An 18,397-nucleotide genomic window follows, 5' to 3' on the forward strand; every position below is an offset into this window, starting at 1 on the left:
TGGTTAACAGGTAATTTATTGTCGTATGGACGCCAAACTGCGTTGCGCCTCATAGGAGGATATTCGTGAATTACGAAATGGATTCACCGAATGCCGCAAAAGGCTCCCCCGACAGCAACTGGTCGATGCGTGCTCTCGAATGGATGGGGTTGCTGCCAGCGCTCGGCGTGTGCGCATGGGTCATTCTCAATTTCGGATGAGAAAAACCACTAAGGCCACTTTCAAAGGCTGCCATGTTCACGGCCGGTTGCCCAATGACCCTGCTAACCGCCACTGTCTTTGTTGCGCCCTCCCGCCTCCATGGCGCAGACCAGAACGAAGAGGCTGAGAACGGCTGCCAGTTGAGCGAGCGGCTCGACGGCAGCCGGTATGCTGTCGTGTAAGGGGCCGCAGGCAAGTGCAGCGAGTACTAGGATTGGAAGTGCGGCCCAGACCAGCATCTGCTCATCTCCACCTTGGAGAGCCATTTCAGCAAAGTGCCCAAGAAGCGATCCGCCTTTGGATGACGGGCACCAAGCAGTTCGTCGCGATCTGATTCCTGCTCAGGTTGTCTCGTGAGACTTTCTACCGCCTGAGACGGTGCGGTTCTTAGGCTTGGCAGTGAAATCTGGTCTGTCTTGGAGGATGGCCATAGCACGAGCGACTGTATCATCAACGCGCTTGGCAAAGCCGCAGATTGACTGTCTGAGCATAGTGAGTGTCCTGGTTAGATGGTCAGGAACGCATACGCTACGCGACCAAGCCGTAATGCAGCTCAGGAGCAGGAGTTCCAAGCCGGCGCAAATCCCTAACTTCTACAAACCGATAATAGAGTGGGCCCGATCCCGAGGATCAGGTCCGTGGGGCAGTATTGATGCCTCTACCGTGCTGCCTCACGAGATGAGAGAGGAACGCGGCTATGGGGTTGGCAGTTCGCTCCAAGAGGTAGAATCGACTAATGCTTCGATGTGGCGACTGCCTCCACAATCTGTGTGACGTCCCACTTTTTGGGCTCGGCGCTGCGGCTGCCTTTGTTCTTTTTGGGCTTTTTCGTTTCACGATTCCCGTGCTGTTCACGATGTGCCATGACCCAATCTCCCTAGCTCAAGACCAATCTCGCGGCGTACGCCGCTCACGCATTATGCCATAGCCACTGTCATGACGGAGGCGGCTGAGGAGATGTTTCAGCCGGCGACGCCTCCTGCTCCCGTTGCCCTAGCAATTGTCGCAACTCGCCACTCAGGCTGCCGAGAGGAATGGACGCGTATTGCGAGACGGTGATGCAGCGGCCGTCGATGCTGGCCATAACCACAGCATCAGCAATGGAGTGATGACCTTCACCTGCCTGTGCGCTGGCTGGACTACGGCGCTCATCACCTGAATCGCTCTCTTTCTTCAGAACAATCACATACCAGACACTTCCCGTTTTGGCTGCTTCTGCCAGCATTCGGGCTTTTTGCTTCGCCTCGTTCAAGGCGCTACGACGTTCCTCAATCGATTCGCCCCGTGTAAAGGCAAGATTCGGAGGGGTGTCCCCGCTTTCTCCATATGGATGAACGAAGTTCAACGTCATCCTCAAACCATCGGCCTTCACCTCTTTGACGGGAAGCGCCGCAGCCTCCTTTCGCCCTTGAACGAACTCACGGATGGCGACATCGCACGACCGGAACTCATCTTGTTCCAAAGCCTTATGTGATGGTGAAGTTCGCTCCTGCACAGGCGTGTTGCGTTTGCGGGAGGGCGCACCCTCCGCTCCGGCAGAGAAAGCAAGGGCACAAACGATAACCGATAGGAAAATCCGCACCATGCTCCACCCCCGGAAAAGGGAAGAACGTCGCCAACCCAGCCAAAAGCCAAGCTGCTCAGGGTACGGCTCCTCAGCCGAGGTGGCCACCATTGAAATATCAATGCTTTCGCAGCTTCTTGGTTGCTAAGGGCTGAGAGCACGGCGCACCCCCAGCGAGCCGTGTGCTCCCTTGCAGACTTCAACTAACCGGCTGGCTGCTCGGAGGCTTGGATCCAAGCCTCAATCATTCTGTGAAGGTTCGGAGGCAGCTCCGAAGGCAACCTACCAGACATGGCTTTGTCAGTTGCGATATCCGCCAAGGTCGATCGATACCGCTCAACACGCTCCGGCCTTATCTCAAGAGATCCATCAGAACTTGTTTTGACAGCATGTGCCGGGAACGCACGCAATGATTTGAATATCCTGCGCATACCCTTCTCCGTCCGATCAGGCTGTTGAAGGCGCAGCATAGTCATCGCACTTTTCATGGGGCGTGCGCCGACACACGCAATATGAGCTGAGCAATCCTCATGGAATGGGATTGGACGGCCCTTGCGCGATGACCATGAAGATGGCCGAGAAGAAACCGGCAAGCAGCAGGCTGCCGAGGAGAGCCACGCGAATGGGGATACGATAGCTCATCCAAGAGAGGCGAACGGCCTCCTGATGCTCCTGCCGGGCGAATGCTTCATCACCATTTATGAAATGAAGTAGCGATTCGATGTCATCCAGCAGGTTGAGCATCTCCTCGGACGTCGCTTCCCTGCGCCATTTCTGACGCTCCCCTTTGCTGGTTTTGAGCCTGACCGATTTCGCCTCGATGCGCAGGGTCTCCCGCACCTCGCTGCGGATAACGTAAATGCCAAAGACCATGAGAAGCGGCACGAGGGTGACGCCTGTAACGATGGCCCAATCTGCCGGGGTCAGGTTTGGAAGGAAACTGCCCATGGAGAAATCCCCTCAGGAAGCCCATCGCCTGACATTACGACATCGCTCGTAGGCTTTCTTGCGGCAACTCGCGGGGAAGACGGATTCTCGCTAAGGTGCAGGATTCCCCCTCAGCCTCGGAGTAAATTCTTTTTCGTATGATCACTGATCAGGCATGCGCCTGAAGATTACCCAGCAAAGGACAGCAAATGTCGTGTTCAAACGGCAGAGATGTCAGATGAGCGCAGAATCCGGTCGTTCTTCAGATGCTGCCATTCAGGGCCGCGCCCACCTCTTTCAGCATTCCTGCCCGTATAAAGCAGGCGCTAATCGGTGAATCGGACGGTGCTGTCCTTGCAGACATCAAGCTCGGGGAGTTCAACCAACGATTCATCCTCGAAAGTCGCTGCGACAGCCACCATGCATCCTGTCATCTTCGGCAATCTCAGAGTGGTTTTTGCTTTCGAAGCAAGTGGCTTTGCCAGCCGGATTGTCTGCCCGTTGGCGCCGATGGCGACATCAGTGGCCGGTACCTCGCGGGCATTTGTGATGACAAGGGCCGAGACTGGTTTTGGCTTCGCCGGTGCCGCAATGGCACTGGTGGCAGCGAGCAGGAGGCCGGTGGCAGTTACAATGCGGAAAATCATCATGATTCCTCTCTGTACCGTTGGAGATGCGTCGTGCATTTGAGCGGGCATCCGAAGCCCGTCCGTGAAACCGTCGCTCGGTGTGCAGCCGACGGTATGGCCTAATTCGACCAAGGTGCACCGTCTTGGTGATGAAACGGTCATCAAGGAAAGAGCGCCAGTTGCGCATGGCGTTCAAGGAAGGCCGCCTTTCACGGCCAGTTCCAGAAGAAACAACGACCGTGCCATCTGGGCACACAAAGAGGCTGCGCCCGAGGAATTAACAAATGGTTGCTGACACAGAGCAATTTATCAATTCGACAAGACCGGCCCGTGCTCGCATCCTTGAGAACATTGGAATCATGCTGTCGAGCGATGTCCGGAAATCCGACACCCCGGCAATAGTCCTATAAATTTCGTGAAGGAATAAACCGGCGACCATCCACGTTCGATGATCATACGTCGCGACTTGAAAAAAGCAGAGCAACTCCATGGATCACAGCCGAGCCGCAAAGGACAGTAACACCCTTACTCCGGATCCACCGCATATGGTCGATGATAGCCCATCGTTGCAATGTGCGTTGCTGCTCTTTGTTAGCGCCGTGAGCTCCTTCATCGGAGCCAGCCTCCTGCTGGCCAGCATCTGACAAGCTTGGCAGCCCAATCTTTCATTGAGTGGGCCCGCTGTGCTATTCGGCATACGGATGCTTCTCTGCCGGGAGACCGGAACGAAGCGACACATTCTAAAATCGAGTCGGGCTCTGGTGACGAAACACACTCATCAACCTCACTAGCACCATGATAGAAGAAGACCGGGGCTATCGGACGAGCGGGGTGCACGCGTGACGGATATCCAACGGATCGGCGTTGCCGCGCGATACAGCGACCTCGTGATCCACGGCGACAAGGCTTACCTCTCCGGATACGTACCCGAGTCGACCTTGGACCAAGGCGCATCGGAGCAGATCCGGGACATCCTTGGGCAGATCGAGCAGTCGCTGACGGAGATCGGCAGCGACAAGTCGAAGCTCCTGCATGCCACCATCTGGCTTGCCGACATCGCCTTCTATGACGAGATGAATGCCGTGTGGGATGGCTGGGTTCTCCCGGGGCATGCTCCGGCCCGGGTCTGCGTCGAATCCCGGCTGGCGGATCTGGACTACAAGCTCGAGATCCAGGTCATCGCTGCCCTCTGACGCCTCGAGAACCTGCCCCTTACGCCCTTTCGGTTCGGGAGCCAGCCTTGGTCAAACCGTTCAGGCGCTTGCGCTCATAATGCTTCGCCAGGCGCAGGTGGCGCCAAGTGGCGTAGTTCATGGCAATCAGGAAACCGTAGGTGCCGCGCAGGAAGTGCAACCGTCCGAAATAGGCCTTCAGGAAGGCTGCGGGGAACTCGAAATAGACCCGCCATGTGGGGATCGAGACGCCCCTCACCTCCAGGTCGATCGCCTGCTGGTCCGTATAGCTGTTGAGCTTGGCCAGTTGGTCGCCGAGGGAGCGCACGGACCGGTGGTGCACGAGGCCTTTCAACCGTCCGGTCTTCGTACCGGGCTTCAGTTCCACACGGTCATGCACGAGCGAGGAGGAATACCGGCCTGCATCCCGGTGATAGAGTCGGACGGGAGCGATCCGGTAGGCCAGCGCGCTCGGGGCGCTCTCTCCCGGATAGGTCTCGGCAATGCGGATGCCATAAGCCCTGCAGGGAGGCTCGCCGCGGGAGAACAGGGCCCGGATCTCGGCCAGGAGCTCCGGAGACACCTCCTCGTCCGCATCGAGGTTCAGAAGCCAATCGTAGCGGCATTGATCCTCGGCAAAACGCTTCTGGGGTCCGTAGCCGGGCCAGGGATTGTAGATGACCCGAGCGCCGAGCTCCTCGGCGACAGCCTGAGTTCCGTCGCTGGAGCCTGAATCGACCACGACCACGTCATCCGTCAGCGCCCGGATGGCGCGAATGGTCGCCCCGATACGGTCGGCTTCGTTCTTGGCGATGATGAAAACGGACACAGGAAACATGGCAAGGGGTGCCTAGCCGCCCCTTCGGTCCGTGGCAAGAGCTTTGGAACCCGAAGGGAGAGGCCTCCCGTCCGATTGTTCAGCCCTGTGCCACCAATCCCTCAGCCTGCAGGGCGTGCTTCACCATCGGACGGTCTGAAACCCGTGTCATGTAGGCAGTGACTGCCGAGTGGGCCGAGAGATCGATCCTGTGGAAGCGGCTCCAGCTGAGAACGGTAAAGCAATAGGCGTCGGCAACGGTGAAATGGTCCCCGGCCAGATACGAGCGCTCCCGGAGGCACTGGTCGAGATAGGCGAAGCGGCGCTGGAGCTGGCTTACGGCCAGCTGACGGGCCTTGGGAGGCATAGGAGCGAGCCAGAGCGGTTCAAAGCCCTTATGAAGTTCCGCGCCGGTGAAATCGAGCCATTCCTTGACCCTGTAACGCTCCAGAGAGCCCAGCTTCGGCAGGAGGCGTGCGTACGGCGCCTGATCCGCCAGATATTCGAGGATTACCGGCACCTCGGCCAGGATGTCCCCATTGTGAAGGACGAGAGCCGGGACGTACCCTTTCGGGTTGATCCTGACGTAGTCCCGTCCGGAGGCTGTCGTTTGTGTTTTGAGGTCGACTTTGTCGTATTCGATTTGCAGGCCTGCTTCACAAGCAATGATCCGCGGCGCTAGGGAACAGGCTCCGGGGGTGTAGTACAGCTTCATCGTGACCCTTCTTCCCGCGCCCCCACGGGTTTATAAATATATAACGTAACACGATGGCCTAATCCTACTGCACAGGATGGCGTTTTCAAGGCGCGATTAGACTATTTGCTACAGTATTTCATTTAGCTGGCAAATGACATTCAGAGCAGTTCGCCCTCCTGAACATGGCTGGCGGACGCAGCCTTCGTATGCTTGCGAACGCGCAGGTGCGCCAGCAGAGGGAAGTGATCCGAGGCCACACGGCTGAGAGGGTTCCGCACTGGACCGGCATCGATCACCTCAATCGACTTGGTGACGAAGACATGGTCGAGACGCAGGACGGGAGCGCGGGTATGAAAGGTCGGCTGCGGTTCTCCGAAGGAATTGGAAAGCTGTGCATCCCGCAGGCGGTTCGCGATCAACCGGTAGGAGCGCGAATAGGGCGGCGCGTTGAAGTCGCCCAGCAGAACGGCCGGCTCAGCGCAGTCGGGATGGCCGATCCATTCCGTCCCGACAAGGGCTGCGGCCTGCGCGCGTCTCTCTCCGGACCGCAGGGACAGATGCGCATTGACGACTTGGATCGTCTGCCCATCGATTTCGACGGCAACCCAGAGGGCGCTGCGCTTCTCGAAGGAGGGCCGCGTGGACTGGGTTGGCAGGCGTCCGGACTTGACGATGCGCGAGGAATGGCGCGTCAGAACCGCAATGCCGTATTGCTCCCCCAGGATGCGGATCGTCGGCTGGAAATGCAGGTCCATGCCGAGCGCCGTGGCCACGGTCGCGGCCTGGTCGACCTCCCCTGCCCGTACGCGACCGACACGGACTTCCTGGAGCGCGACGATGTCCGGCTCGCAGGACGCGATCACCTCAGCGATCCGGTTAGGTGAGATCTGCCTGTCCGTGCCGAGCCAGCGGTGGACGTTGTAGGTCAGGATCCGAAGGGTTTGCCCCGGGTTATCGCTGTGCTTCAAAGGTTCGTACCGGCTCAATCGTTCGTTACAGGTAAAGGCACCGCCCTGCTCAGCACAAGCCGAGAGTCTCGAAAGCGCGGCGTATTCAGCAAACGTGTCGGATCAATGACTCTGCTTCAGGCCCGGTTCCAAAGCTCGGCAGCTCTCACGGGCCGGGTTTTCGAATACGCTTGACCTTCCCATCATTGGAAGGATTAAGCCCTGTTCCTATATCAGGATCAGGAGATTCCTCATGGCCGCCGGCAAGCTTGCCTCCATCAATGCGATCGACATTCCCATTCAGGGCATGAGCTGCGCCTCGTGCGTGAACCGGGTCGAGAAGGCGATCCGGGCGGTCGAGGGCGTCACGGCCGCCAACGTCAATCTGGCGACCGAGCGGGCGCATGTGGAGTTTGCGCCGACCGAGGCCAACCCCGCCGCTGTCGCCGAGGCGATCCGGGCGGTCGGCTACGAGCCGTCCGACAGCACGGTGGAGCTGAAGATCGACGGGATGACATGCGCTTCATGCGTCAGCCGGGTCGAGAAGGCGCTGCAGCGCATCTCGGGCGTGCTGGAGGCTCACGTCAATCTTGCTACCGAGCGGGCCTCGATCCGCTATCTCGGCGGACCGGACATGGTGGACCGCCTCATCGACGCCGTCGAGCGGGCTGGCTACGAGGCCGAGGCCATCCGCCAGGACCAGGACCGGACCGACCGGGAGCGAGCAGCCCGGGAAGCTGAGATTTCCAGCCTCCGGCACGCCCTCACCATCGCAGCGATCCTGACCCTGCCCGTCTTCGTGCTGGACATGGGGTCCCATTTCATCCCGGCCGTCCATGACTGGGTGATGGGCACGCTCGGACATGGCACGAGCTTGTATCTGCAGTTTGCTCTCACCACGCTGGTCCTCTTCGGTCCAGGCCTGCGCTTCTTCCGCAAGGGCGTGCCGGCCCTCATGCGCTGGTCGCCCGACATGAACTCGCTCGTGGTGCTCGGCACGAGCGCGGCCTACGCTTATTCGGTGGTGGCCACCTTCCTGCCCGGCCTCCTGCCGCCCGGCATGGCCAACGTCTATTACGAGGCTGCAGCCGTGATCGTGACCCTGATCCTGCTCGGGCGCTACCTCGAGGCCAAGGCGAAGGGGCGCACCTCCGAGGCGATCAAGCACCTCATGGGACTTCAGGCCAAGACTGCCCGCGTAGTGCGCGGCGGCGAAGCCCTGGAGGTCCCCCTCGAGCAGGTCCTCGCGGGCGACATCGTGCAGGTCCGCCCCGGCGAGAAGATCCCGGTTGACGGCGAGGTCGTGGAAGGCTCCTCCTTCGTGGACGAATCCATGATCACCGGCGAGCCGGTGCCGGTGCAGAAGGCACAAGGCGCCGAGGTCGTCGGCGGCACCATCAACAAGACCGGCAGCTTCACTTTCCGCGCCACCCGCATCGGGTCCGAGACGGTGCTGGCTCAGATCATCCGCATGGTCGAGCAGGCTCAAGGGTCGAAGCTGCCGATCCAGGCGCTCGTCGACAGGGTGACGGCTTGGTTCGTGCCGGCCGTCATGGCGGCGGCGGCCCTCACCTTCCTGGTCTGGCTGGTCTTCGGCCCTGATCCGGCACTCACCTTCGCGCTGGTGAACGCGGTGGCTGTGCTGATCATCGCCTGCCCCTGCGCCATGGGTCTCGCCACGCCGACTTCCATCATGGTCGGCACCGGCCGGGCGGCGGAACTCGGCGTGCTTTTCCGCCAGGGCGAGGCGCTGCAGAGCCTGAAGGAGGTCGGCGTCGTCGCCCTCGACAAGACCGGCACCCTGACCCTGGGCCGCCCGGACCTTACCGACTTCGTGACCGCTCCTGGCTTCTCGGATGCGGAAGCGCTGAGGCTCGTTGCCGCCGTGGAGGCTCGCTCCGAACATCCGATCGCTCAGGCCATCGTTGCGGCGGCTGAGCAGCGGGGTCTCGCCCTGCCTGCCACCGATGCCTTCGAGGCCGTGCCCGGCTTCGGCGTCTCGGCCATGGTCGAGGGGCGGAAGGTGGATGTGGGCGCGGACCGCTTCATGACGAAGCTCGGGTTTTCCATCGCCGATTTTGCCGATACGGCCGCCCGCCTGGGTGCCGAGGGCAAGAGCCCGCTCTATGCGGCCATCGACGGAAAGCTCGCTGCCATCATCGCGGTGGCCGACCCGGTCAAGCCCTCGACGCCGGAGGCGATCGGTGCCCTTCATGCGCTCGGGCTGAAGGTCGCGATGATCACCGGCGACAACCGCAGGACCGCGGAGGCCATCGCTCGGCAGATCGGCATCGACGAGGTGGTGGCCGAGGTGCTGCCCGACGGCAAGGTCGAGGTGGTGAAGCGCCTGCGGCAGGCTCATGGCAGGATCGCCTTCGTCGGCGACGGCATCAACGATGCGCCCGCGCTGGCGGAAGCCGATATCGGCATCGCCATCGGCACCGGCACGGACATCGCCATCGAAAGCGCCGACGTGGTGCTCATGTCCGGCGATGTGCGCGGCGTGGTGAACGCCATTGCCCTGTCCAAGGCGACGATCCGCAACATCGGACAGAACCTGTTCTGGGCCTTCGCCTACAACGTGCTGCTGATCCCCGTCGCCGCGGGCGTGCTCTACCCGTTCAACGGCACCCTGCTCTCCCCCATCGTGGCGGCGGGCGCCATGGCGCTCTCCAGTGTCTTCGTTATCGGCAATGCGTTGAGGCTGCGCCGCTTCAAGGCTCCCGTTGCATCCATGCAGGGGATCTCTCTTCCAGCTCAAACCGTCAAAGGTGTTGCATGAATATCGGGCAGGCCGCTGCAGCCTCGGGCGTCTCCGCCAAGATGATCCGCTACTACGAGTCCATCGGGCTGATCCGGAAGACCGTGCGCACGGAATCGGGCTACCGGGTTTATGCGGATCACGACGTGCATACGCTGCGCTTCATCCGCCGCGCGCGCGATCTCGGCTTCTCGGTCGAGCAGATCGCCGATCTCGTATCGCTCTGGCAGGACCGGGACCGGGCGAGCAAGGACGTGAAGGCGATTGCGCTCGAGCATGTACTCGTTCTCGAGCGCAAGATCCAGGAACTGCAGGAGATGGCCTCGACCCTGAAGCATCTCGCGAGGAACTGTCACGGCGATGCGCGACCGCATTGCCCGATCCTGGAGGAGTTGGCCAACGACGAGACGGCGCCGCTTCCCGTCAAGACGGATGCGAAGTTCGGCGCATTGGGCAAGGTGTCAGCGTGAGAGGCGCCTTTGAGAAGCCTCTCTCACCTCCTCAGGATGAGGTGAGAGTGCCATGAGGCAGATGCTCAGGCCGCCATCTCCACCTCATGACTGCGGCCGAGATCGTGCATCAACTGCACATATCGCGGCATGCGCTGGATCTGACGACCATAATGCCGGCGCAGCGCATCGACGAGCTGCCCGTTGCGCGACAGGAGCTCGTCCGCGAACTCGACCATGCGGGAGTTCGGCCAGGCCTGAGGCCGGATCTCGATCAGACGCGCGAAGAGGCGATCCTCGCTCTCTTCCGGCCCTGCCTGAGCCATCAGGGTCAGCATGGCAGCCGTCGAACGGGACACGCCCATGTGGCAATGGACCAGAAGATGTCCCTCGACCCTCTGGTCACGCCCTTCCGCCACCTCATGACCAAAGCGCAGAACGGCCTGCACATGCTCCGGCTCAGGAAGGATCATGCCCTGCACGGGCTTGATGATGTCGTGGAAGCGCAGGATCGTCCTGTGATGAGGATCATAAGCTTCAAACGCCTCGGGATCCGGGTGATCCGGATCGAGGATCGAGAGCACATGAGTCACGGGCCGCTCCCGCTGGTCTGCCAATTCCGAGATGCCGCAGATCGTGAGCATCTGTATCGCAAGGGATTGCATCAAAGCACTCGTTCAGAAATCCAAATGGGACAAAAACCTTATCAGATCTTTTCATGGAGTTAACTCGCGGCTGCCGAATTGGATCGCTGCGTTCAAAAGACTGTGTCTTGCAAACAACAACAGCTCTCTGCCACATTTTCGACACGGGAGATCCACCTTCTCGTCACCGCCAAGGCTATGTCTTTCCATGAGTGCCGCCGTCACCGGTGAGGGTCGGCGAATGAATCCAATAATCAGAAACTGCAGGTACCTCTACTGATGTTTGCTGCACTGGCCTCTAGCCATTCCTTATTGCACAAAGCCGCTCGATTCTTCGCGCTGCTTCTTCCCATAGCTCTGGCGGCTTGTGTTTCCACGCAGTCTCCGTCGCAACAGGCTGTGCGCCGCATCGATCCCGCATACGTGGCGATGTACGGGCCGCGTCCCGACGAGCCCCATCCGCTCCCCGCCACCGACATTTCCGAAGTCGATCCGCGCTTCCTGCGCCGCGAAGTCGCGTATTACGGTCGGGAGGAGCCCGGCACGATCGTGGTCGATACTCAATCCCGCTATCTCTACCTCGTGCGCGAGGGTGGCCGCGCGATCCGCTATGGCATCGGCGTTGGAAAGGAGGGTCTGGCCTGGGGCGGCCGCGCCCGCGTCGGCCGCAAGGCCGTTTGGCCGAGCTGGACGCCGACGGCATCGATGATCCGCCGCGAGCCCGAGCGCAATGCAAAATGGGCCAGCGGCATGGAAGGCGGTCTGAACAATCCGCTCGGCGCACGCGCTCTTTATCTCTACGACGGCGGCCGCGATACGATGTATCGCATTCACGGCACCACTGAGCCGTGGTCCATCGGTCAATCCGTGTCGAGCGGCTGCATCCGCCTGTTCAATCAGGACATCATCGACCTTCACAGCCGCGTGCCGGTCGGCTCGCCCGTAATCGTCCTGCAGGGACAGCGCCTGTTCGACGTGGACGACGAGATGCGGGTGTCGTCGGCATACTGAACGCGGCTGCAGCAGCTGAGAACAGAGCAAAGGGCTGGCCGGCGGCTAGCCCTTTTTCTTAGGTGACCTGCCGGGTCTGATGTGTAGGATCAGCCTGTCTCTGCTGGAGGCATGGTCATGACAGTCGAACGCGCGATCCTTCTGACCGTCGGCGGGCTCATCATCGTCAGCGTCCTGCTCGCCGTCACCGTCAGCATCAACTGGCTCTGGCTCACCGGCATCCTCGGCGCCCATCTGGTGCAGGCCTCGTTTACGGGCATGTGCCCCGTGGTGATGATGTTCAAGCGCATGGGGCTTCCGAGCAGGCCCGGCTTCAGCTGACACCGGATCCCATCGTGATCGTCCCAATCTCCTGAACCTGCATGCCTGTGTCCGGGCCTTCATTCCGCCTGAGCCTCTGGAGAGATCGGCAAAGTGTCCTATGACTCTCTGTTGGTAGCAGAGTCATTGGAGCTTCCATGGATGAATGGTTCCCCGCGGCGTTGAAGGTGATGACACGCGCCATCGAGATCGGCGGGATCGCCATCATCGTCCTTGGGCTCCTCGGCGCGAGCATCGCGGTTGTCTGGCAGGTTCTGAAAGGCCACTCTGGATCGGAGGCCTTCAATCTCTATCGCTCGAACCTGGGGCGGGCCATCCTGCTCGGGCTCGAGTTTCTCGTGGCTGCCGACATCATCAATACGGTTGCCATCGAGCCGACCCTCCAGAGCCTCCTGATCCTTGGCGGCATCGTCCTGATCCGGACCTTCCTGAGCTTCTCCCTTGAAGTCGAGATCGAAGGGCGCTGGCCCTGGGAGAGGCGCAAAGCCGAGGGTGACCGCTCCTCAAGCCGCGCGGCCTAAGGCCGGGACACAGGCGTCACAAATCGCCGCGATGTGGCGATGATCCGTGCCGCAGCATCCGCCGAGCACGGATAGGTGCTTCATGCGCTCACGGAGGTCTCTGTAGCGCCGGGCCAGATCGAGCGGATCGCCGGCATCGAGTTCCGTGGATTCATCGAGCTCCGCGTGGCTCTTCGCCGAAGCATTGGCGCGCAATCCCCGGATACGCTGGATCCATTCATCGCTTCCCGACAGAATGTCATCGAAATGGGTCGGATGTGCGCAATTGATCATGTAATACGCCGGGATGTGGCCTGTCTCGCGATCCGTTCGCTCGATGGCGGACTGGAGGCTCTCTCCCGATGCCATCCGGCCGTCCGTCTCGACCGTGAACGAGACCACCACCGGCATGCCGAGGGCCTCGGCCGCGCGGGCGATGCCGACCGCTTCCTCGACATAGTTCATGGTGATGGCGCTCACCATGTCTGCCCCCGCCTCGCGGAAGGCTTCGACCTGCAGCGCATGGTAGGCCTGCGCCTCCTCCGCCGTCATCTGCGCATCGGCCCGGTAGCCGTCGCCCCGCGGGCCGACGACACCGTTGATCAGGACCCGCTCCCGGTTGTCGGACAGCCTGTCCCGGACACGAGCCGCCCAGCGGACAGCCTCCTGATTGATGTCCATCAGCTCTTCGGGCGAGACGCTCAGCTTCGCGGCCCAATCCGGATTCGCGCGCCATGTGGGCGTATCGAGAATAAACCCAACATCCCGCTCCACGGCAGTGCGGATGAAAGGCGCGAAGTAGTTCTCGAGCTTCGCACGCCCCTCCCCGCTGCGCAGCAGAGGAAAAGCCGCGAAACAGGGAAGATCGACGCCTTCAAGAAACACGAGGGTCGTTTCGAGACCGCCATCGGTTAGAAAGACGGTCTGATCGGATGGGGGAAAGGCAAAGCGGTCGCTGGTCATGGAAGCATCTCCCACATTTTCGCGCGGATGTTACGTTGTCACCCGGACTCGACCTTTGAAACTGCTCCCACCCTACTGTGATTTGCCGGCGCTTGATGTGATATCCGTCACAGGTAATTGCCTATCTTTCCCTTCAGGCACATTAGGGCAATCGCAAGGAATTTTTCTCATACTAGCCTGCGCAAATCTTCAGCAAACGTACGGAAGCGCCTGTGAAAGATACGACGTCAGGATGTCAGGGATGCCGGAACGGCGGGCCGCTTCCATTCGATTTCACAATGGCCTTCCATCCGATCATCGATATCACGCGGGGAATTGTCTGGGGCTACGAAGCGCTCGTGCGCGGCACCAGGGGTGAGCCTGCGGGGGCGATACTGAGCCAGGTCGATGAGGAGCGACAGTACAAGTTCGACCAGGCCTGCCGGGTGAAAGCCATCGAACTGGCAGGACGCCTCTTTCCGGCAACAGAGGACACGAAGCTTTCCATCAACTTCATGCCGAATGCCGTGTATGAACCGGCGGCCTGCATCAGGACCTCCCTCGAAGCCGCCCGTCGCGTCGGCTTCGACACGAGGCGCATCATGTTCGAGTTCACGGAGAACGAGCGCATGGTGGACACGAAGCATGTCGCCAGGATCATTGCGGAGTACAGGCGCCTCGGCTTCATCACCGCCATCGACGATTTCGGCGCCGGTCATGCGGGCCTGAACCTTCTCGCCAACTTCCAGACCGACCTCATCAAGATCGACATGGAGTTGATCCGCGGGATCACGGACTCCGCGGCACGTCAGGCAATCCTGTCCGGCATCCTGGTGATGGCCCGCGCCCTCGACATCACGATCATCGCCGAAGGCATCGAGACGGAGGCGGAGCTTGCGACCTTGAAAAGCGCCGGCATCAACCTGTTCCAGGGCTTCCTGTTTGCCCGTCCCGCCATCGAAAACCTGCCGCCGGTTTCGTTCAGCGCCTGAGCGCCAGTGATGAACGAGCCTGTGAGACGGCTTACATAGGTCCGCCTCTCACCGGCTAGGTTTCAATCGTTCATCTGCACCAGAACATGCCGCTTCTTCCCGACAGTCAGCTTCAAGGCTCCCTCGGTGAGGTCAGCTGCGGTGACAAGCGAATCCGCATCCTGCACGAGCGCACCGTTGAGCCTCGCCCCGTTGTTGAGCACGAGACGGCGGGCCTCGCTCTTGGAGGCCGACAGCCCTGCTTGGACAAGCAGTTGCGCCACGGTCACGCCTCTGTCGAGTTCGAACTGAACAAGACTGATGCTCGGAAGCCCGGATGCGTTCTCACCCTCCTCGAAGGCCCGGCGGGCGGTGTCGGCTGCGTCACGTGCAGCCTCCTCCCCATGCGCGAGGCCTGTCGCCTCGTCAGCAAGGATCCGTTTCGCCTCGTTGATCTCCTGGCCTGCAAGCTGCCCGAGACGATGGACCTCGTCGAGCGGCAGTTCGGTGAAGAGACGCAGGAAGCGGGCCACATCATCATCCTCGACGTTGCGCCAGAACTGCCAGAACTCATAAGGGCTTAGGCGCTCGGCATTGAGCCACACGGCGCCGCTGGCCGTCTTTCCCATCTTCGCCCCGGCGGAGGTGGTCAGCAGCGGCGTCGTCAGGCCGAAGAGTTGGCGCTGGTCGATGCGGCGGGCGAGCTCGATGCCGTTGACGATGTTGCCCCATTGGTCCGAGCCGCCCATCTGCAGCACGCAGGCATGATGGCGCGACAGCTCCAGGAAATCGAAGGCCTGCAGGACCATGTAGTTGAACTCGAGCAGCGTGAGCGGCTGTTCGCGCTCGAGCCGCTGGCGCACGCTGTCGAAGCTCAGCATCCGGTTGATGGTGAAGTGGGTGCCGAAGTCCCGCAGGAAAGGCAGGTAGCGCAAGGGGTCGAGCCAGTCCGCATTGTCGACCATCACCGCATCTGTCGGCCCATCGCCGAAGGCAAGGTAACGGGAGAAGACCTGCCTCAAGCCTGCGGCGTTCCGGGCAATCTGCTCGCCGTCGAGCAGCGGCCGGCCCGCATCGCGGAAGCTCGGATCGCCGATCTGCGAGGTGCCGCCGCCGATGAGCACGACCGGTTTGTGACCGCACTTCTGCAGCCAGCGCAGGGCCATGATCTGTACGAGGCTGCCGACATGCAGGCTGTCAGCCGTTGCGTCGAAGCCGATATAGGCCACGACCGGCCCAGCCGAGAGACGCTCATCAAGCCCGGCCAGATCGGTGCATTGGTGAATGAAGCCGCGCTCCGTGAGCGTCTTCAGGAATTCGGATTTCGGGGTGCTCATTGTCTGTCTCCTGGGGGATTGGCGGAAGCCGCTGCCCGGAGACCTGATCACCAAATGAAGATGCCGCCGGAGAGCGGCGGCATCGAACGTCTGGTCGCAACCGAACGGAGCCGCCCTATGGGGACGGCGTAAAATAATTCACGAAAGAGGTGCGACCGGTGATCATGGGCACAAAATACGGATGTGGGGCCGGATCGTCAACCGGCTTCAGAAATACGCCTTTAGGTTCTTTCGCACTCGCTGCAGCACCGGCTCCTCCGGGTTCGGCAGGTCGAAGCCCTGGCCCGTGATCCGCTCGAAGGCGTCGATATAGACCCGCGAGGTCTCCAGCACGACGTCCTGCGGGATCTCCGGAATGTCGTCCTTGTAAGGATCGCAGCGGGCGACCACCCAGGTGCGCACGAAATCCTTGTCGAAGCTCTCGGGTCGCTCGCCCGCCTCGAAGCGCTGCCGGTAGCTCTCCAGGAACCAGTAGCGGCTGCTGTCCGGGGTGTGGATCTCGTCGGCGATCATGATGCGGCCGTTCTCGTCGATGCCGAATTCGTATTTCGTGTCGACGAGGATGAGGCCGCGCTCGCGGGCCATCTCCCTGCCCCTGGCGAAGAGCGCGAGGGCGTAATCCGAGACCGTCTGCCATTGCTCATCGGTGAGCAGATTCTGCCCGACGATCTCGGCAGGCGTCAGGGGCTCGTCGTGGCTGCCATGGAACGCCTTGCTCGTCGGCGTGATGATGGTCTGCGGCAGCCTCTCATTGTCGCGCATCCCGTCAGGCAGGCGGATGCCATACATCTCGCGCTGGCCGGCCTTGTAGAGGGAGAGGATCGAGGTGCCCGTGGTGCCGGCGAGGTAATCGCGCACCACGATCTCCACCGGCAGGATGGTCAGCCTGCGGCCCACCAGCACGTTCGGGTCCGGATACTCGATCACGTGGTTGGGACAGATATCCGCCGTCGCCTCGAACCAGAACTTTGCCGTCTGGGTCAGCACTTGGCCTTTCAGCGGAATGGCGGCCAGATTGCGATCGAAGGCGCTCAGGCGATCGGACGCGATGATGATGCGCCGTCCGTCAGGCAGGTCGTAGTTGTCCCGCACCTTGCCGCGGTAATGGTTCGGCAGCTCCGGGATCGTCGCGTCCTCGAGAACGTAACCGGCATAGGCTCCGAGGGCTGCTTTATCCACCATGCTCACCTGCCAAGGATTTTTGACGCGCCGCCCTACGACAGCAGCAGGCGGACTTCTAGCCGGAATTCTCTCGCGTGCTAGACCTGGACGGACAAAAACACGCCCTGTCCACCAGAAGAGGCCTACTGCCCTGCCCGAGCATCCCTTCGATAGGTCGCGTTGAGGCCCGAAAGCGTCACGGTGGTCTCGTAGCCCTGGGCGTCGATGATGGTCCATTGCTTGAGCGCGTTGGTCCTCGTGTCGAAACGCAAGGTGATCTTGGAGGTACCGCCCAGCGTCGCGCTGTCGTCGAAACGGACGGTCACCACGCCGTCGCGACCCACCTGCACATCGCGCACCTTGGTGTCCCGCGACAGGTCGATGTTCTCCTGGACGAGGAACTTCAGGGGTGTCTGTCCGACGGGATAGACGTCGTTGGTGCCGAGCTTCTTGTCGCGGATCGCCACGTTGCGGCCGTCGGAGACGACCTCAAGCGTGCTCGGCGGGGCATAGGCGAAGTGGAACTGGCCTGGGCGGCGCATGGACAATGTGCCCTCCGCCTGCTGGCCATTGGGGTTCTTCTGCACGAAATAGGCCGACAGCTGGTCGATGCTGTTGAAATAGGCATTCACCCGGTCGAGGGCCTCCTCCGGCGACTTCGGTCCGGGGGGCGAGGTCGGCGTCGGAGCAGATGCAGGTGCGGCTACGGCCGTTACTGCGGGAGCAGCCTGAGCGGGAGTGGACCGTGCAGGCTTCGGCGGCTCGGCGACCTTGGCCGGAGCCTGCTCTGCGGGCTTGGGCGGCTCGGCCGTCTGGACGGGCGGCGCAGGTGTCGGCTTCTGGGGCTCGGGCGCGGCAGGCTTGGCGTCCACCTTTTCAGGAAGAGCGGCGGAAGGCTGGGGCTTTGGCTCCGGCTTCGATGCGGTCTGAGGCTCAACCTGCGGCTTCGGCTGGGGCTGCGCTGCCCTTTGGGGCACCGGAGCCTTAGGCTTTTGATCCGCCACCTTGGGCTTCACGTCGGGCTGTGGACGCATCTGGGGTTGGGCCTGGGCCTGCGGGGTCGTCCGCGCGGGCGCCGGCGTGGTGGGCGCGGCCTGAGGCGCGCTCGCAGGCGGAGGTGCCGGCTTCTTGAAGACGCCATCGAGAAAGCGCGTCAACGGGTCGGAGGACTGCTGAGCGGCGGCAGGAGAAGCGCACGCCAAGGCAACGGCTAGGCTGAGGATGCAACGCGAGAACGGATTGAGCATGACGCTACGGTTAACCTGAAAAGACAGGGATGCCCGTGCGCAAAAGCACGGCTCCTCAAGGCTTTATGGTTTGGATTAGAGGCTGAATGAAGGCAGGAA

20 protein-coding genes are annotated in these 18,397 nt (G+C 61.5%); 8 read left to right on the forward strand and 12 right to left on the reverse strand.

Annotation, left to right across the window (positions count from 1 at the left end):
- Positions 1–65: 65 nt before the first annotated feature.
- Positions 66–200: a hypothetical protein gene (locus tag ILT44_RS31445; RefSeq protein ID WP_255549719.1), complete on the forward strand. Its 135-nt coding sequence runs from the start codon at positions 66–68 to the stop codon at positions 198–200.
- 63 nt (positions 201–263) lie between these two features.
- On the opposite strand, the gene ILT44_RS12470 is transcribed toward ILT44_RS31445, so the two are convergent.
- From ILT44_RS12470 to ILT44_RS12485, 4 genes are all read right to left on the reverse strand, one after another.
- Positions 264–440, reverse strand: coding sequence for a hypothetical protein (locus ILT44_RS12470; protein ID WP_204239911.1), 177 nt, complete (start codon positions 438–440; stop codon positions 264–266).
- Between the two features lie 695 nt (positions 441–1,135).
- Positions 1,136–1,786 (reverse strand): hypothetical protein, encoded by a 651-nt coding sequence (locus tag ILT44_RS12475; protein ID WP_204239912.1) that lies wholly within the window; start codon positions 1,784–1,786, stop codon positions 1,136–1,138.
- A 507-nt stretch (positions 1,787–2,293) separates the two neighbouring features.
- Positions 2,294–2,650 carry a hypothetical protein gene (locus ILT44_RS12480; RefSeq protein ID WP_204239913.1) on the reverse strand — a complete coding sequence of 119 codons (357 nt, stop codon included), beginning with the start codon at positions 2,648–2,650 and terminating at the stop codon, positions 2,294–2,296.
- A 368-nt stretch (positions 2,651–3,018) separates the two neighbouring features.
- Entirely contained in the window at positions 3,019–3,342 is a 324-nt protein-coding gene (locus ILT44_RS12485) for a hypothetical protein (protein ID WP_204239914.1), read from the reverse strand.
- An 818-nt stretch (positions 3,343–4,160) separates the two neighbouring features.
- Here ILT44_RS12485 and ILT44_RS12490 point away from each other — a divergent pair.
- Positions 4,161–4,514 (forward strand): RidA family protein, encoded by a 354-nt coding sequence (locus ILT44_RS12490; protein ID WP_204239915.1) that lies wholly within the window; start codon positions 4,161–4,163, stop codon positions 4,512–4,514.
- 19 nt (positions 4,515–4,533) lie between these two features.
- On the opposite strand, the gene ILT44_RS12495 is transcribed toward ILT44_RS12490, so the two are convergent.
- The 3 genes from ILT44_RS12495 to ILT44_RS12505 all read right to left on the reverse strand — a co-directional run bounded on the left by ILT44_RS12495 (position 4,534) and on the right by ILT44_RS12505 (position 6,975).
- On the reverse strand, positions 4,534–5,331 hold the full coding sequence (locus tag ILT44_RS12495; protein WP_204239916.1) for a glycosyltransferase family 2 protein: 798 nt from the start codon (positions 5,329–5,331) through the stop codon (positions 4,534–4,536).
- A gap of 79 nt (positions 5,332–5,410) precedes the next feature.
- Positions 5,411–6,025, reverse strand: coding sequence for a glutathione transferase GstA (gstA, locus tag ILT44_RS12500; protein WP_204239917.1), 615 nt, complete (start codon positions 6,023–6,025; stop codon positions 5,411–5,413).
- Between the two features lie 140 nt (positions 6,026–6,165).
- Positions 6,166–6,975 carry an endonuclease/exonuclease/phosphatase family protein gene (locus ILT44_RS12505; RefSeq protein ID WP_204239918.1) on the reverse strand — a complete coding sequence of 270 codons (810 nt, stop codon included), beginning with the start codon at positions 6,973–6,975 and terminating at the stop codon, positions 6,166–6,168.
- Between the two features lie 232 nt (positions 6,976–7,207).
- Here ILT44_RS12505 and ILT44_RS12510 point away from each other — a divergent pair, with 232 nt between their 5' ends.
- On the forward strand, positions 7,208–9,736 hold the full coding sequence (locus ILT44_RS12510; RefSeq protein ID WP_204239919.1) for a heavy metal translocating P-type ATPase: 2,529 nt from the start codon (positions 7,208–7,210) through the stop codon (positions 9,734–9,736).
- Positions 9,733–10,185 (forward strand): Cu(I)-responsive transcriptional regulator, encoded by a 453-nt coding sequence (gene cueR, locus ILT44_RS12515; protein ID WP_204239920.1) that lies wholly within the window; start codon positions 9,733–9,735, stop codon positions 10,183–10,185. Before ILT44_RS12510 ends, cueR begins: the two co-directional genes overlap by 4 nt.
- Before the next feature lie 65 nt (positions 10,186–10,250).
- Here cueR and ILT44_RS12520 read toward each other — a convergent pair whose 3' ends face one another.
- Complete coding sequence (locus ILT44_RS12520; RefSeq protein ID WP_204239921.1) at positions 10,251–10,829, reverse strand: tyrosine phosphatase family protein; 579 nt, start codon at positions 10,827–10,829, stop codon at positions 10,251–10,253.
- A 258-nt stretch (positions 10,830–11,087) separates the two neighbouring features.
- Here ILT44_RS12520 and ILT44_RS12525 point away from each other — a divergent pair, with 258 nt between their 5' ends.
- The 3 genes from ILT44_RS12525 (at position 11,088) to ILT44_RS12535 (ending at position 12,661) form a co-directional block, all read left to right on the forward strand.
- Complete coding sequence (locus tag ILT44_RS12525) at positions 11,088–11,819, forward strand: L,D-transpeptidase (RefSeq protein ID WP_239468169.1); 732 nt, start codon at positions 11,088–11,090, stop codon at positions 11,817–11,819.
- A 117-nt stretch (positions 11,820–11,936) separates the two neighbouring features.
- Positions 11,937–12,140 (forward strand): YgaP family membrane protein, encoded by a 204-nt coding sequence (locus ILT44_RS12530; protein WP_204239922.1) that lies wholly within the window; start codon positions 11,937–11,939, stop codon positions 12,138–12,140.
- 137 nt (positions 12,141–12,277) lie between these two features.
- Positions 12,278–12,661 (forward strand): DUF1622 domain-containing protein, encoded by a 384-nt coding sequence (locus ILT44_RS12535; RefSeq protein WP_204239923.1) that lies wholly within the window; start codon positions 12,278–12,280, stop codon positions 12,659–12,661.
- Here the strand turns inward: ILT44_RS12535 and ILT44_RS12540 are convergent.
- Positions 12,644–13,603 (reverse strand): homocysteine S-methyltransferase family protein, encoded by a 960-nt coding sequence (locus tag ILT44_RS12540; protein WP_204239924.1) that lies wholly within the window; start codon positions 13,601–13,603, stop codon positions 12,644–12,646. The two genes, ILT44_RS12535 and ILT44_RS12540, sit on opposite strands and share 18 nt — an antisense overlap.
- 278 nt (positions 13,604–13,881) lie before the next feature.
- Here ILT44_RS12540 and ILT44_RS12545 point away from each other — a divergent pair, with 278 nt between their 5' ends.
- The gene (locus ILT44_RS12545) at positions 13,882–14,574 is read left to right on the forward strand and encodes an EAL domain-containing protein (RefSeq protein ID WP_204239925.1); all 693 of its coding nucleotides are present in this window, start codon (positions 13,882–13,884) and stop codon (positions 14,572–14,574) included.
- A 62-nt stretch (positions 14,575–14,636) separates the two neighbouring features.
- Here ILT44_RS12545 and tyrS read toward each other — a convergent pair whose 3' ends face one another.
- From tyrS to ILT44_RS12560, 3 genes are all read right to left on the reverse strand, one after another.
- Positions 14,637–15,890 carry a tyrosine--tRNA ligase gene (gene tyrS, locus ILT44_RS12550; protein ID WP_204239926.1) on the reverse strand — a complete coding sequence of 418 codons (1,254 nt, stop codon included), beginning with the start codon at positions 15,888–15,890 and terminating at the stop codon, positions 14,637–14,639.
- Between the two features lie 207 nt (positions 15,891–16,097).
- On the reverse strand, positions 16,098–17,072 hold the full coding sequence (locus tag ILT44_RS12555) for a phosphoribosylaminoimidazolesuccinocarboxamide synthase (protein ID WP_204239927.1): 975 nt from the start codon (positions 17,070–17,072) through the stop codon (positions 16,098–16,100).
- Positions 17,073–17,194: 122 nt separating this feature from the next.
- Positions 17,195–18,208: a LolA family protein gene (locus tag ILT44_RS12560; protein ID WP_204239928.1), complete on the reverse strand. Its 1,014-nt coding sequence runs from the start codon at positions 18,206–18,208 to the stop codon at positions 17,195–17,197.
- Positions 18,209–18,397: the final 189 nt, after the last annotated feature.

The organism is Microvirga arvi (assembly GCF_016892765.1).
GTDB lineage: Bacteria > Pseudomonadota > Alphaproteobacteria > Rhizobiales > Beijerinckiaceae > Microvirga > Microvirga arvi.